The sequence below is a fragment of the Pseudoalteromonas aurantia genome, assembly GCF_005886875.1.
GTDB lineage: Bacteria > Pseudomonadota > Gammaproteobacteria > Enterobacterales > Alteromonadaceae > Pseudoalteromonas > Pseudoalteromonas aurantia_A.
Window position 1 is genome coordinate 1 of the sequence record NZ_PNBY01000078.1, and the last position, 16350, is coordinate 16350.

Genomic DNA, 16350 nt, shown 5'->3' on the forward strand with positions numbered 1-16350 from the left:
CTATTTGATCAACAAGGCCATTAACTTGTGCATTTTCATTAAGAGACTCACACTTACTTGTTTGCGCAAACTGCTTTAATCCACACGCGCCTCCTCGTTCAAAAAACGCGTCAATCGCGATAGCTGGGTCGACATAATGTGCTACCACCTGCTCTAATGTTTCATACGCGCCGGCATGACCATAAGGCGCTGTTAGATCTATATTCAATAAACTCGGTACTCGAAAGGCAAATTGATTTTGTATTTGCGGGTCTATCAACCCCCGCCCTAAATCTACATTGTCATCACTTTTGCCAATGCCATACTGGGGAAAAGCCAAATTAAAGAATCTATCATTGGTAAACCGCTCGCCACCATGACAGTTTACACAGCCAGCACCGCCCTCCGCTGCTTGCGTAAAAAAGCGCTTCGCGCCACGCTTTTGTGCTGGCTTTAATGCATTATTATTTCCTTTCACATAACGACTCCAGTCATTATTAACCAATATGAATGAAGATTGATATTGCCCTAACGCCAAGTCAATATTATCAAAAGTGATCAGTGACTGCGCATCAGCCTCACTATTAAATGCTTTTCTAAATTCAGCTAACCACGCATTGGTAGCCAACCCTCCAGACTCTACACCATAATCTCCAATGCGTTGCGCCAAGTGACTACGCACATCTTGATTGCTTGACGCATCGACAAACGCGTTGCCTCGCATTTCTTGTAATGACGTCACAGGGAAACGAGATAGCGCTTCAACTAATGACTCCCCAGCATTTTTATCCGCCATCCCAAATCCAGAGTCTGGCGTACTAATAAATGTACTGTTCTTACCGGCTTCATCTACTTGGCTAACTTGTTCGACTCTGCCATCCCAAAACAAAGCTTGAGTGGCTAACCCAACATTAAATATTGTTGGTGAGTTTCTCGAAATATCTATTTCATCATTCATCGCCTGACGACTCAGACCAACTGTGTCAGCATCAACGGCATTCACGCCAATAGGTAAGCTCAATGAATCACCCCCACCCAGCTTAGGATGATGACAACTTGCGCACGCCACACAAATACAGTTAGCGCGGTAAAAGCGCTCAGTAAACAAGGTTGCTTGCTCATAGTACATACAGCATATTTAATACTTCGGGATCTGAACAGTGACAACACAAAGTGCAAATAATGTGAAAGTGATGTAGAAATCGACAACAATAATTCCGACTAAAAATGACCTATCTTAACGCGTTATACACCGCGTTAAGAATGTCACTATTAAAAAGATACAGGTATCTTAGAGTTAAACCAAGGAGATAAAGATGGTATTATTGACACAATAAACAGGCCGTTATTTATTACTATTTTGCGCTTTAATCGCATTGTTCACGGCTATCGCACACTTATCATGTATCTTATTGGGGAGCAGTGCTACCGTGCTCAATTAGCACCGCGCGCCATCATTGAACCAGCCATCTGCGGACACTTTTCGCCCCATTAGCGACCGTGGTGATATCTTGTATATTTATTACCTGTGTATTGTATGCACTAGCTGGCGCAAGGGCTATCGCGCGTCTTCCTCTAAGCCGTGTCTCTATTAATATCATTGGCGCTATATGTGTACTGCGGGGTTTAGCCACTTTTTCTCTATTACTCAGTCATCCAGAGATGGCAAGTACATTCGCCATCATAGCAGGTATTTTTTGGTTTTTATGTGGGGTAGGCTACTTACTAGGGTATAAACTCATGGGTTTTAATGAGCAGCTATGACGCCCACTAAAATATAGATGAAAGCCTAGCCTATTCATCACTTTGTGTTTGTTTTTTACGTTGCTCTTGTTTGGCTTTAGCAACGTTTTTAAAGACAGTTGGCGGAATAGGAAAGAGCGAAATGAGCGGCATAAACGCAATAAAAATATACGCCCCTTTTGGCATGCCTTTTGCCCACTTGACCATACGCCATAAGATAAAAAATATCAGCGGCAACATGAGTACCCCTGTTATTGTTTTTAAGACCAACATATCCATGGTTGTTCCCCCCTTTTTATACAACAATTAAGTTATTAAATAGGTGGTGCCAATTTATTTATATACAAGTGAATTTAAATACAACCCTTTAGATCGAGATACTTTTGGCATAGCATAACCTCATGCTAACAAAATGAGATTCACCGTGGACCCAAGCGTTTCAGCGCTAATTAGCCTGATAAAACAACACAACTTACCTGAAATTAGTGAACTGTATACTCGCTCAAATTCGTCGGAAAATATAGCTCAACTAAAATTCATGTATCAAAGTGCCCAGCAAAGCCCTGAGGTGTATAGTTTCTACCAAGATTTATGTACCAAGGTGAGCGCCTCTAAAGCGATGCCTATCGGCGTCATAGCAGGTATTAATGACCCTGCACGATTTACATTTTTTACCCCTGCGCTCAAACAAAATAATGGGTTTTCTCAGGCCAATGAACAAGGAAATACAGCACTACATATATTATTTACCAACCCACATAACAGTGTGCCACCGTTTAATTATATTCGTTCACTCTTATTATTTGAAAGTAACGAGGGCCTCATACAAGCACTTAAGCAACGTAATAATCAGCAACTTACTGCTATCGAGTGCTACTTTGCCTATAACACTCACTTCGATAACTTACCTGCTCATGAACTGTCTGCACTTTTAGCACTCATTGAAGCACAAGCACAATTACTAACTCAACAAGAGACCGTATTAGCCGCTATTTGTAAAAAATTGAAAGCCAGTGAACATGCCCACCAGCTGAGTGAGGATAATCATCGTATTTTACTTTTAGCCAGCACATATAAAGTATCAGTATCTGCGGTGTGCGATTTGTTAGAATAAATTATTTAACCCAGACGCTAGTCCTCGCTTTTTAATAAAGCTTCGTTATACTGCCAAAATGTTGTTGCTTAGGAAGGCGTATGCCCATGAATAAATTAAAACTATTACATTCAATCACTGCGGATCATACGCTGCCATTTGAGCAGAAGATTCAAGAGTTATTGCAACTGGGATGTCGTATATTTAACTGTAAAATCGCCATCGTCAGTCGTATTGAAGCAGAGCAATATCATGTAGAACATGTTCATACGCCAGACAATAGCTTACCTGTTGGGGCGCAGTTTCCGTTAGGTGAAACATATTGTTGCCATACTTTAGCCGCCAATTCGTCACTGGCATTTGATCATGCCAGTGAAAGTGACATAGCAACACATCCCTGCTACTTAAATTTTGGTTTAGAAAGTTATATTGGCGCACCTCTGCAAGTGCAAGGGCAACGTTATGGCACAGTTAACTTCTCTTCGCCGGATATCCATCCGGGTAAGTTTACTCAAGACGACCACGACTTTGTGTGGCTGCTGTCACAATGGATAGGTAATGAAATCACTCGCAATCACTCCTTACTCCTCTCTACACAAAATCAAGAGATCCAACAAGCAATGGGAGAACTCGCTATTATTGGTGGATGGCAAGTAAACCTTGCCAATAATACCGTTATTTGGACCGATACTACTCGAGCCATTCACGAAGTAGACGCAGACTTTCAGCCTACAGTAGAAACCGCGATTGAGTTTTATCAAGAACAAGATCGTGAAACCGTTACCAATTTAGTTAATACAGCCATTGAGCTAGGCACCCCCTGGAAAGCAGAGTTTTTATTAAATACTGCAACAGGGAATCAAGTGTGGGTAGAAACACAAGGCAAAGCGGTATTTGATAAAGGCCAATGTGTTAGGTTATATGGTGCCATACAAAATGTTGACGAGCGGGTAAAAACACGCATTGCATTAACCGAGCAAAAAGAACTCGCAGAGCGCATGTTACAGACGCGCAGTTTATTTCTTGCCAATGTCAGTCATGAGCTTCGCACGCCAATGAATGGGATTGTCGGGATGCTCCAATTGTTAGCGCAATCATCATTAGATGAAACGCAAAAGAATATGCTCGATGTGGCCTCACGTAGCACTCAATCTTTAACCCGCTTACTCAATGACTTTTTAGACTTCTCAAAAATAGACGCGGGTATGCTGTCATTAGAACAAACTGAATTTGAGCTGCCACATTTAATTCATGGCCTTAAATTAGCTTACCAGACCCAATGTAATGAAAAAGGTATTGGTCTTGAATTCAATTTATCTAATTTAAAACACCAATACTTAATTGGAGATCCTGTACGAGTCAAACAAGTGCTGCAAAACCTCATCAGCAATGCCATTAAGTTCACGGCACAAGGTCATATTAATATTACCTTATGTAGTGTTGAACATGATGGAAAGTGCATTATAAATGGTCATGTCTCTGATTCAGGTATTGGTATGAGTGATACCGTGCAAGATACATTATTCACACCCTTCTCTCAAGCAGATCAGAGTACCACACGTCAATACGGTGGCACGGGACTCGGGTTATCGATTGTTAAACGCTTATGCGAACTCATGTCTGGCAGCATTAGTGTAAGTAGTGAGTTTGGTATTGGTAGTACCTTTAGTTTTACACTGGTATTGGGTATCGGTGAAGCATCAGGTCATACGATAAGCGACGCACACAATCAACAACAGCTCCCCGATAACTTCAAAGCATTGGTCGTAGAAGATAACGCAGTAAACCGTATTGTGTTAGCACAAATACTGAAAAAATGGCAGGTGCGTTATGAGTTTGCCTTCGATGGAGAGCAAGCATTGGCACGTTTAGATCAAGCTCCCGATGACCCTTTTGACGTGATTTTAATGGACTGTCAAATGCCTAATATGGATGGCTATCAAGCAACGCAGGCAATACGCCAACGCACAAGTAACGATAAAGACACGCATATCATCGCACTTACCGCCAATGCAATGAGTGGTGAAGCCAAAAAGTGCTATGCCGCCGGGATGGATGACTACCTCGCAAAGCCCATTGATATAAAAGCCTTACATAAAGCACTATGCAAAGCACTTTAAAGCTGAATTTTATCGGTTGATGTACTCAAGTGCAGTCATCTGATGGTACTGCACCTGATCGTATAAAACATGTACTGGGTCAGGATCAACAATTTCGATGGGAATAGACCGCTGTCTTGCAATATCCAATGCAATCTGAGTAATATTCACACTAAAGGACGTACCCATAAATACAATTTTACTGGCGTGACGCATTTGCTCTTCAGCCAAGCCAATTTGATACAACTCGGTATAATATTCATCAAACAACAGCACATAAGGTTTGAACGAATGATTAAGCTCGGGACCATGAGTGCCTATTTTAAATAAAGACAGTAGCGAGTCACCCAAATAAGCTTCATCGACTTCATGCCATGGTGCCACGTGCCGCGATACATCATCTCCTTGTGTATGAAATAGGGTAATTTGATCTAGCCGGCCATGTATTGAAATATAATTTTCGTTACCCGCTTTACCGTCTAGTCCATCAATATTTTGGGTAATAAGCTGTTTATCGGCCAACCATGCGTGTACTTCATTCGGTCCATGATCTCGATACTGTGCAAATCGATGATAATACCAGATGAGAAATTCTCGAGGGTATGTTTGATACATTGCACGAGTTGCCATTTCTTGCGGTGTATAATTTTTACTTCCTATGGTCCAAAAACCATCGGTTCCTCGAAAGGTCGGGATCCCACTTTGGGCGCTCACACCAGCACCAGTAATGTATAAAGTCGTCACACTGATCCACGCTCCCGTTTTGATAATGCACAGCCTTTAACATTAAATGATTGTAACGCCCCACCAGTCGACTTATCTCTCGTGCAAGCATAACTCAATGCCTCCACCGCATCCTTACCAAAATCCATTGCTGCAATAGCCCATTTAGCGCCAGAGCCGATGGCCCAGTTTTGCTCGAGTGGCTCTAAATACTTAAACCCTCTCCTAACCTCGCCAAAAAATATTTTTTTATGCTTATCGACCATAAAAAACTCACACATAATGGGTTTAAACTCACCATCATTCCAGTGTTTTTTTAAATGATATATTTCCGCACAATTCCCCGTAGCAAACACCCGGCCTTGCTCTACATCAAAGTACTTTTTAGCATGTGCCGTTACAATACAATCATGGGTTGTCGTAAAGCTGTCGGTGCAAATGATTTGACTCGGATAATGAAATGCAATTGTAGTCAAAAAGTGGTTCCGTCCTCTGTAATTACTTATTCAATCTAAAACTTTTTATGTAGCTATCATATCAATAGTATATACCGTTTAAAGGGCACAATGGCCCTTGACTTAATGCAGTTGCAATTTGTTTTGGTTCCCTCTAATGGCTATGTCGCCGGAACATTCTTTTTACTGCCCACCCACTGCTCTCCAAAAGTAAACAGAGCTAGACTAAGTAAGATAATTGCAGCACCTGCCAATAGTGTCACCGTCAATGATTCACCATTTAACCAACTTCCCAAAGCCACTGCAAAAGCAGGGGTTATCAAGGTTGTTAATGCAACCGTGCTCGCCGGCAACTTTTGTAAAATATGAAAGTAAGCTAAAAAGCCAAGTAATGAGCCAAAAACGCCCAAATAAACGGTTGCCAAAATAGAGCGCTCACTCCAAAGTGCGGGAGTTAACTCTCCATTCATAACCCACCAAACGATACCAAACAAAGGTGTGACAAATACTAACGCACCGAATGTCGTTGCCATGGGGTGAACCGCGAGTTGTACACGTTTGGTCATTACGCCACTCAAGCTAAAGCAAGATACTGCCAAAAATACATATAACAACCCTAATGGCGGCACTTGAAAGGTTTGTATTTGCACTGCACAGATCAAATACAGGCCAATAAGAGACAAACCCAAGGCAATCAGCTTTACTAATGTAAAGCGGGGTTCATTGAGTAACCTTTGGGCTAGCAAACCAGATAAAATCGGCGCAATACCAAAAATTAATGAAATGACTCCAGACGGCACTGTTTTTGCCGCAAGGTAGCTCAATAACATCCCACCAAAAATACCTAATGCAGAGTAACTATATAAAGTACATGCCTGACGATGCCATGGCACACGAATTTTACTCATTGCAATAACGAGTCCCGCTAACACTAACGCAATAGACATTCTCAAGAATACGCTTAAGGTCGCCGGCATAGTTTCACTACTCCAGACAATACCGAGCGGAGTCGTTGACCAAATAAAAATAACAAAAATATACGATGCCTGTATTGGCATTAGATAACTCCTTTAAAAAGGATGATAAAAGTGGGGGAGAATATAGACTCACTAACCGCTTCTAACATCACGGTTAGCCAAAAACTTAACCGCAGCGCATCCACGACAACACGACAAATATACTTTGCCATGGTCGATTAGAAAATGCTGTAGTTAGTAAGGTCATTGTGTTTGTCAAAAATTATACAAGGGTTACATTTGTATCAAAATTGAGGACTATGTCAACGCATAATCAGATATTATTTGCGATTAAGTTCATTTTAGTCAGATAGACAGAGAAATGGCTTCTTTTTCACAAGAAGGTACAAAACGCCTCAAACCAACATTTAGCAGTCATTAATGACCAGCAAACACTGGTAATGACTGTCTATCCAATTATTGCACTTACAATACAGTAATTGAAGCCGCCCGAGCCGGTGAAGCCAGGCGTGGATTTGCCGTCGTTGCTGATGAAGTACGTAGTTTCGCATCAAAAACCCAACAGTCGACTTTGAGTATCACCTCAGTGATTAATAATTTACAAAGTGCAGCACAAAATGCGGTTAGCGCGATGCAAGAGATGGCGCAAATGACACACTTGAATAATCAGCAATCAAACATCACTGAGTCATTGCAGCAAACCTTACTTCAACTTAATTAATATGAATAATTACAAGATGTTAGCGCAGAGCGACAAAGTAAAAAACCGCTAAAAATGCCAATCACGATCTTCACGTGGTGATTGAAAAGTTACGAGGCAACCTGTCCCATCAAGAAGTGGATCTCTTCTAAAAGGCTGTACATTAAACTGGGTTAATTCAATATCGCATTGATCGTTCATAAATAATACAGCGTACTTTCATTTGGTTCTTAACTTGAAGGAATGGAACATTGAAAACAATAACACATACCCTATCAGCAGCTTTTGCAGTCATGTTACTCGTTGGCTGTAACAGCGATGATGATCACAACGTAGCTACACCAACTGCCCAACCAACGGCAACAACGATTGTTGATGTTGCAAAAAGTGCGGGGAACTTCACGACGCTTATCGCAGCACTTGAAGCAACTGGACTTGATGGCACCCTGGCCGATGAGAACGAAAAGTATACCGTTTTTGCACCAACTGATGCCGCATTTGAAGCACTGGGTCAAGAAACAATTGACGCATTGTTGGCAGATACAAATACGCTCAGCAGTATACTAACGTATCATGTCGTCGCGGGAGAAGTTGCAGCGCAAGCCGCAGTTAACTTAGCAGGGAGCCTTGTCCCAACAGTTAATGGAGAAAATATCGCCCTATCATTAGATTCGGATACCTTACTCGTTAACAAAGCGTCAGTAACTACCACAGATATCCAAGCCAGTAATGGGGTAATTCATGTCATCGATGCCGTATTACAGCCCATAAATAGTACAGGTGAAGCAACTAGCAATATAGTCCAGACGGCTGAAGATGCTGGGGTGTTCACCACACTTTTATCGGCTTTGAGAGTTACAGGGTTAGACAACGTATTAAGTAACGATGAAAACAAATTCACCGTATTCGCACCAACAGATGCTGCATTCTCAGCTCTGGGACAAAAAACAATTAACACATTGCTAGCGAATCCTGAAACTTTAAAAAAAATACTGCAACAACATGTCATCGCAGCACAGGTAGACTCGGTAACCGCCATGTCATTTAATGGCAAAACTGCAACCACCGTACAAGGTAATGAATTAAACATCACAATTAATCCAGCAACTGATACTCTTTTATTTGCTGGCGTTCCTGTATCGACAACTGATATTATGACAACCAACGGCGTGATCCATATTATCGACGCTGTGATAACTGCTGATGTCCCATTACCTGAAAGTTATGGTACTTTAGCTGACGTTGCCACTGAAGCGGGCAGCTTCACTACTTTATTGAGTGTGCTAAGTGCGACAGGCCTCGATACACTCGTTGCAGATCCAACGAAAACATTTACCGTGTTCGCTCCAACTGATGATGCCTTTGCTGCACTTGGCCAAGAAACACTCACCGCTTTACTAAATGACACCGAGCAATTAAAAAACATATTACTCTATCACCTTATTGCAGATAGTACCGTGTTGCAAGATGCCGCTGTTGCGCTAGCCAATAGCAACGATCCGATGATAAATATGGCCAATGAGAACAAAGCGACCCTGTCGTATGCTGACATGGTATTGTTTATAAATACCTCTGCTGTTACCACCGCAAACGTTAACGCTGACAACGGCGTAATACATGTAGTCAATTCAGTCATGATCCCACCAAAAACTATGACAGAGCCAACCAAGACAATCGCGCAAACCGCAATAGATACACCCGAATTGTCAACACTTGTGAGTGCTCTACAAGCAGCTAACCTCGTCGATACATTTAACGATACGACTAAATCATACACGGTGTTTGCACCTACAAATACCGCCTTTAAAAAGCTACCAGCTGACACTTTAACCGCGCTACTTGCAGATTCAAGTGCACTCACCAACATACTCACTCAACACGCTATTGAAGGAGCCATAAATAGCCAGTCTGCTTATGCCAATAATGCAAAAAAAGTGACGACGCTTGCCAACAACGAATTGAGTGTGTCTATCTATAACTTTGGCTCAACGTCTAACACAGCAAACGACAGCATAGCCTACAGCGGCGCACAACAGGGGTTAGTGACGGGCAATGGTGCAGATAAAATAGGCATGACTGTTTATGTGTTTGATAACGACCTCGAGCAAACTGGTAGTACCTGTAACGATGCATGCAAAGACATCTGGCCACCGGTACTAGGTACAGAGCAAAGCATTCAAAACATCCAAGGCTTGTCACTGATCACCCGAGATGATGCAACAACACAAGTTGCTTATCTTGGCCGCCCACTTTATCACTACATCAATGACAAGCAAATGGGTGATAAAAATGGCAATGGTATCAATAATATATGGTGGACGGTCAATTTACCAACGACATCACTACAAATTGCGGATAGTAATGTCATTAGTAAAGACGTATACACCTCCAATGGCATAGTCCACTTAATCGATACCGTGATCACTCAAGTAAAATAAAGTATTTCCCCCTGACGTTTCTGCGCCCAAATATGTGGGCGCTTTTTAGCGACTTATCTATACGAAATCGAGGTAATGCACGTTTTTATAAAACATTCCTAATGTATATGCGTAGAGTGCTTACAAACACTTACAGTCTCCCACATCCACTCACAGAGTTGCAACAGACACTCACACGCCCTTTGCTTAAGATAGCCCTTAAAACACATACTCAGGAATGGATACTATGAAAATACTCTCTGTCATTGCACTATCATTAGTCGGTACTTTAACTTTTACTAGCCAAGCGGCACAAAACGATGAGCAACACCGTGTTGGCGCTCAATTATCTGGCGGCAGTGCATCGTATCAAAACTCTAAGCAAGATGGTGACGGCGTTGGTCAACTATATGCTTATTATAACTATCATTTTAATGCTGTATGGGCATTTGAAGCTGGTATCAGCACCGGCTCGGAATCAGATGATTGGAAATGCAAAGAAATAACAAATAACAAATTCACCTGTGATCGTCAGGATGAGTTGTTATTTGATTTAAAGGCAAACAAGTTGGACTATTCCAACTTTATTACAGCTGCAAAAGGTCAGTATCAACTTACCGAAAACAATCATATTTACGCAAAGTTAGGGGCTCAATTTTATGAATACGAAATCGCCCAATCGAGCAAAATACTTGTAGATGAAGATGGAGTGGGCATATTTGCAGAAGCCGGTTGGCAGTATGATTGGGACAATGGCGTTGCCGTTAACTTAGCATGGCAATATATGGATATGGGTGATCTGGAAGTGAATACTTTAGGCGTTGGATTAAGTTACCGCTTCTAACAAATTCTATAGAATAAGCAACAAGAAGGTGACACTCGCCTTCTTATTCAGCGTAATGAACCCGCAATAGATTTCACCAATATTATAGAGTGAATTCGAAACCCCTTGTTGGTTCCCTCGTTGCTGCTGCAACCGAAGTGATCGTTCATGGTGTTGTAAAGCAAGTTCTACATTGCCAATATAATCGTAAATAACGCCTATTTGGTTATGAAAATTGGCTTGCTTTGAAAGGCTTTTTAATTCAAATGCTATCTCTAACGCACGAGTGGTGTAACTTAATGCTTTGTCATATTCCGCTTTATATCGGTAAGCATGTACCAAATTAGCAAGTATATCCGCTTGCAACTCTGGTTCATTTTTATCAGCCACCAAGGCCTTTGCTTCTTCTAGATAAGCGACGCTCTGCTCTGAATTGCTGGTAGATTGATTGGCAACAGCCAATAAAAATGCTGTTTTAGCACGGTAGATAGGAAAACTATCAGCGTCATATTGTGCATACAACATCAATGCACGAGCTTTAGCCTCATCTAATAAACCCAGCTTAATTTGTGCTGTAATTTCGACTTCTTTATACGCAAACCATACTTCATGATTGATAGATAAAGCTTCGTCGTTCAACGCTTGCAGTTTTAAAGTAACTGCTTGCAATGCAACTTTAGGCTCATGGGCTAATTGTGCTTGAATATCGACTAAATCTTGCATAGCCCAAGAAAAGCGACTTAATAAAAGTAACCCAATAACCCCAAAAGTGCGTCGACATAGTAAACAATGTCTCATTTAAAAATAATAAACTGCATAGAAATTATCAATACTTGAAATAACAAAGCCCAATCAGATATTAAACAGGAATCATGGAGTAAGTGTGAATATGTACAAGTGTTATCCACATTACTCTATTAATTCGGATTAAATATTAATTAACAGCTGCTGTAATTCATGAATTTCGTCTCGCACTCTAGCAGCTTTTTCAAACTCAAGATCACGTGCATGTTGCATCATCTGCGCTTCTAATTCACTAATTTTATGAGCTAACTGTTTAGCATCCAGTGTAACACCGGCACGACTTTCTGTATTAACTATAGCTTCTGTTACTGTACCGTCACTGACTTCTTCGCCAACATCCATTACATCAATGATTTTTTTCACTAAACCTTGTGGCTCTACACCATGTTTTTCATTATATGCTTGCTGAATAGTGCGGCGGCGCTCGGTCTCTTCGATGGCTTTTTGCATTGATTTTGTAATTTTATCTCCGTACAAAATAGCGTGACCGTTAAGATGCCGAGCTGCTCGTCCTATTGTTTGAATAAGTGAACGTGCCGAGCGTAAAAACCCTTCTTTATCTGCATCAAGTATGGCTACTAACGATACCTCTGGCATATCTAAGCCCTCACGAAGTAAGTTAATACCAACTAACACATCAAAAACACCCTTGCGTAAATCTCGAATGATCTCCATTCGTTCAACGGTATCAATGTCTGAATGCAAGTAACGAACTTTGACATCGTGGTCGCTCAAATAATCGGTCAAGTCTTCCGACATTCGCTTAGTCAAAGTTGTAACCAATACCCGCTCTTTCTTTTCTACTCGTAAATATATTTCTGACAGTAAGTCGTCAACCTGGGTTGATACGGGTCGCACTTCTAAAACTGGATCTAACAACCCTGTTGGACGAATAACTTGCTCAGCAACATCTCCATTAGAGCGCTCCAGTTCAAAGTCACCTGGTGTGGCCGACACATAAATCGTTTGTGGTGCGATGGCTTCAAATTCATCAAATTTTAATGGCCTATTGTCCATCGCAGAAGGTAACCTAAAACCATACTCGACCAAGTTCTCTTTACGACTTCTATCACCTTTATACATGGCACCAATCTGAGAAACCGTGACATGGGATTCATCTATGATCATTAATGCATTATCTGGTAAGTAATCTAATAGGGTCGGTGGCGCGTCTCCAGGATTTCGCCCTGATAAATAACGACTATAATTTTCAATACCAGAACAATAACCAAGCTCGGTCATCATTTCTATGTCATATTGTGTACGCTGCGCAACACGTTGCTCTTCAACAAGTTTATTATTAGACAATAACTGTTCACGCCTAAGCTTTAGCTCGTCCTTAATATTATCAATGGCTGATAAAATCTTTTCTCGTGGCGTCACGTAGTGAGTTTTAGGGTAAATTGTGGCCCGTATTAGCAACTTTTCAACGGCCCCGGTCAAAGGGTCAAAAACACTTAAACGTTCAACTTCATCATCAAAAAGTTCCACACGAATAGCATAAGTGTCAGACTCTGCGGGGAAAATATCAATCACTTCACCCCGCACTCGATAAGTACCCCGGCTAAAATCGGTGTCGTTGCGCGTATATTGTAGTTCTGCAAGACGCCTTAACATATCACGTTGATTTATGGTCTCCCCAACCTTAAGTAATAACATCATCTTCATATATGAATCAGGATCACCCAAACCATAAATAGCAGATACTGATGCAACAATAATAGTATCACTACGCTCTAATAACGCCTTAGTCGCGGATAAGCGCATTTGTTCGATGTGTTCATTGATTGACGCATCTTTTTCTATGAACGTATCACTGGCAACAACATACGCTTCTGGCTGATAATAATCATAATATGAAACAAAGTATTCAACAGAGTTATTAGGGAAGAACTCTTTCATTTCTCCATATAACTGCGCCGCTAGTGTTTTATTATGCGCCATAATAATGGTTGGCCGATTTAATGTGTTGATAATATTGGCCATTGTAAACGTCTTACCGGTACCGGTTGCACCAAGCAAGGTTTGATGTGCAAGCCCAGCTTCCAGACCATCGCACAATTGGGCAATGGCACTAGGTTGATCTCCATTAGGCGTAAACGGAGAAACCAATTCAAATAAATCTTCACTCATGACATTGACCTTTTTAATGACGTGCTATGCATACGTTCAATACTGTGACAAAACCATTGATATGACACTAACGCCGTTAATAAATTGCCTAACGCGGCACCAATAAACAATCCCGGCAACCCACCTAAACGCGAGCCGACATACGCTAATGGTACATAAAACACAAATAAACGGATCACACTCAACACCAAAGCATTCATAGGTTTATGTAAGGCATTTAACGATGAGTTAGTTAAAATAATCACTCCCTGGAAACCATAGCTTAAAGGCATGATATAAATAAACAATTCTATAACTCGTATTACTTCCGGCTCATGCCCAAATGTTCGACTAATCAACCCAGAACTGATCAGTAGTAAAAGATAAACCGCAAATTGAAAAGCCATCACAAACTTTAGACTGGCACGATATGCCTCTTTAACTCTATGGTAGCTTTTCGCACCATAATTTTGGCTGATAAATGGGGGTAATGTCATAGACAGCGCGAGTACGACTAAACTCGCAATTGACTCTATACGGCTGCCGACACCAAATGCTGCGACTGCTTCTGGACCATATGTTGCAACAATCGCAGTCATAACCGCCATCGCAATCGGCGTTAACATATTAGCGCCAGCCGCCGGGAAACCAATTTTCAATATTTTTTTACTCGCCGCTATTACACCTTGTCGCCCTGGACTCACACTCAACAAACGTTTCTTTACCCCCAAAAGATACAGGGTAATGGCAACAGCAACAGACCATGCTATAACACTTGCAATGGCAGCACCTTTAATACCAAGCTCAGGAAATAGACCAACACCAAATATTAATAACGGGTCAAGAATGGCATTAATAAACCCTGCAAACCCCATAATAAAACTTGGCGTTTTAGTATCTCCACTGGCACGAAGCACCGAGTTGCCAATCATAGGGGTGATTAAAAACACACTCCCAAGAAACCATACAGATATATAGTCATAGATATATGGCATCACATCATCATTTGCACCAAGTAAATAAAAAGTTGGCTCAACGAATAAAAAGCCAATTATCGATAACAAAAACACAAACACGGCAGAAATAAGTAATGCAACCGTCGCATCAAAGCGTGCTTCTTCTATATTTCCACTACCCAGTGCCTTAGCAATAACGGCCGATGTACCAATCCCTAAACCTATAGCTAAGCTGATCACAGTGAAAGTAACAGGAAAGGTAAAGCTAACGGCTGCCAATTGTTCGGTACCTAACATACTGATGAAGAATGTGTCTACTAAATTAAACATCATCAAAGTGATCATGCCAAATATCATGGGGATGGTCATTCTCTTTAAGGTGGCAGGTATTGACCCTTCAAGAATGTCATTAATTTTGTCTGACTGCTGCACGGATGCCATACGTTTAGGACCTCTGTTGGTGAGCCAAGTATTCTAGATCATCCCACTCACTAAACCCAGACCATAAACGAATAATTACTTTAATAAGCTGAGAAACGCCCTACTTCGTCATCATGGAATGGTTTTGAGTAGAATATGTCGTAAAATAAGGCCTAAATCGCTTGGATGACAGTTTACCTACAATCACACGAGTAAATCGTATTTTTTTTACACAGACAAACGGCAGTTTGGTCACAAAACCTTCATCAAAAAAAAATTATCAACCCATTTCTGCAAAACATAATAACAAACTGAATTTATTGAGAAAAAAAATTCTTTAAAAAGATATTGAAATGCCTGTATTGCCCTATATTCATAGCGTTGACACACTTCTTAAATATTAATAAACAGTGTTATCCACAGATTCTGTGGGTAACTCTAGAAACGCCAATAAAATAAGGCCCTACGGCACGATCAACTATTATACGCTTTTTGGTACTGAACGATCTTTATGCACTTTGATGGTGATCTGACTCTCCACAATATTATTTCTGTGCTATGAGCATTTCTTGGTAGAAAATACACTGCTCGAAAAGGCAACGATAACCCTATGTTTTAAAATAAAATTCTTTTTAAAGTGAATGAAAGTACTCTGAATGTTCCTGACAACAGCACGAATTACCTACCTTATGTCGTTAGTATGAAAACTTTTGCCTCATAAAAACCATGTTCAAGGCCAGTAGATCTGTATTAAGTGAGAATGATCAAAATCAACTTTGTAAAAAATAGGCTTTTTGGTCAAAATTACATCTCAACGCTTGAAATTCACCACTTTTGTTTAAAAGGCCTATTTATAATAGGCATTACTAAAACCCTAAAATACATAATCATCATCTGTATTTCGCCATAAAAACACTCAAATCGAATATAAAACCACCGAACAACACGGTTTTTTTATTTTCTGGCATTTTATTAGTTGACACCTTGGGTCTGTGTCATTAATATTTCGCCCCGTTGAGAGACACACGCTTCCCCCTTAGCTCAGTTGG

Annotated in this window: 13 protein-coding genes; 5 read left to right on the plus strand and 8 right to left on the minus strand. The window is 40.9% G+C overall.

Annotation, left to right across the window (positions count from 1 at the left end; genetic code table 11):
* Window positions 1-1108: cytochrome-c peroxidase (locus CWC18_RS15915; RefSeq protein WP_249930144.1), on the minus strand; the 1108-nt coding region annotated here is incomplete at its 3' end.
* A gap of 665 nt (window positions 1109-1773) precedes the next feature.
* The gene (locus tag CWC18_RS15920) at window positions 1774-2001 is read right to left on the minus strand and encodes a hypothetical protein (protein ID WP_138593147.1); all 228 of its coding nucleotides are present in this window, start codon (window positions 1999-2001) and stop codon (window positions 1774-1776) included.
* A 145-nt stretch (window positions 2002-2146) separates the two neighbouring features.
* Between CWC18_RS15920 and CWC18_RS15925 the strand changes: the two genes are divergently transcribed.
* Together CWC18_RS15925 and CWC18_RS15930 are read left to right on the plus strand one after the other, a co-directional pair.
* Entirely contained in the window at window positions 2147-2836 is a 690-nt protein-coding gene (locus CWC18_RS15925) for a hypothetical protein (protein WP_138593145.1), read from the plus strand.
* An 86-nt stretch (window positions 2837-2922) separates the two neighbouring features.
* Window positions 2923-4935, plus strand: coding sequence for a GAF domain-containing hybrid sensor histidine kinase/response regulator (locus CWC18_RS15930; RefSeq protein ID WP_171041134.1), 2013 nt, complete (start codon window positions 2923-2925; stop codon window positions 4933-4935).
* Between the two features lie 9 nt (window positions 4936-4944).
* On the opposite strand, the gene CWC18_RS15935 is transcribed toward CWC18_RS15930, so the two are convergent.
* The 3 genes from CWC18_RS15935 to CWC18_RS15945 form a co-directional block, all read right to left on the minus strand.
* Window positions 4945-5658 (minus strand): SIR2 family NAD-dependent protein deacylase, encoded by a 714-nt coding sequence (locus CWC18_RS15935; RefSeq protein ID WP_138593141.1) that lies wholly within the window; start codon window positions 5656-5658, stop codon window positions 4945-4947.
* The gene (locus tag CWC18_RS15940; RefSeq protein WP_138593139.1) at window positions 5655-6113 is read right to left on the minus strand and encodes a proteasome subunit alpha; all 459 of its coding nucleotides are present in this window, start codon (window positions 6111-6113) and stop codon (window positions 5655-5657) included. Before CWC18_RS15940 ends, CWC18_RS15935 begins: the two co-directional genes overlap by 4 nt.
* Before the next feature lie 140 nt (window positions 6114-6253).
* Entirely contained in the window at window positions 6254-7150 is an 897-nt protein-coding gene (locus CWC18_RS15945) for a DMT family transporter (RefSeq protein ID WP_138593137.1), read from the minus strand.
* A 397-nt stretch (window positions 7151-7547) separates the two neighbouring features.
* Here CWC18_RS15945 and CWC18_RS21575 point away from each other — a divergent pair, with 397 nt between their 5' ends.
* The 3 genes from CWC18_RS21575 to CWC18_RS15960 all read left to right on the plus strand — a co-directional run bounded on the left by CWC18_RS21575 (window position 7548) and on the right by CWC18_RS15960 (window position 11030).
* Window positions 7548-7790 (plus strand): methyl-accepting chemotaxis protein, encoded by a 243-nt coding sequence (locus CWC18_RS21575; protein ID WP_432760772.1) that lies wholly within the window; start codon window positions 7548-7550, stop codon window positions 7788-7790.
* 230 nt (window positions 7791-8020) lie between these two features.
* Entirely contained in the window at window positions 8021-10207 is a 2187-nt protein-coding gene (locus CWC18_RS15955; protein WP_249348238.1) for a fasciclin domain-containing protein, read from the plus strand.
* 226 nt (window positions 10208-10433) lie between these two features.
* Window positions 10434-11030 (plus strand): porin family protein, encoded by a 597-nt coding sequence (locus CWC18_RS15960; RefSeq protein ID WP_138675666.1) that lies wholly within the window; start codon window positions 10434-10436, stop codon window positions 11028-11030.
* Window positions 11031-11036: 6 nt separating this feature from the next.
* Here the strand turns inward: CWC18_RS15960 and CWC18_RS15965 are convergent, their stop codons facing one another.
* From CWC18_RS15965 to CWC18_RS15975, 3 genes are all read right to left on the minus strand, one after another.
* Window positions 11037-11807: a tetratricopeptide repeat protein gene (locus CWC18_RS15965; RefSeq protein WP_138675667.1), complete on the minus strand. Its 771-nt coding sequence runs from the start codon at window positions 11805-11807 to the stop codon at window positions 11037-11039.
* Window positions 11808-11936: 129 nt separating this feature from the next.
* Entirely contained in the window at window positions 11937-13946 is a 2010-nt protein-coding gene (uvrB, locus tag CWC18_RS15970) for an excinuclease ABC subunit UvrB (RefSeq protein WP_138593131.1), read from the minus strand.
* Window positions 13943-15322: an MATE family efflux transporter gene (locus tag CWC18_RS15975; RefSeq protein WP_138593129.1), complete on the minus strand. Its 1380-nt coding sequence runs from the start codon at window positions 15320-15322 to the stop codon at window positions 13943-13945. The genes uvrB and CWC18_RS15975 overlap by 4 nt, the downstream gene beginning before the upstream one ends.
* Window positions 15323-16350: the final 1028 nt, after the last annotated feature.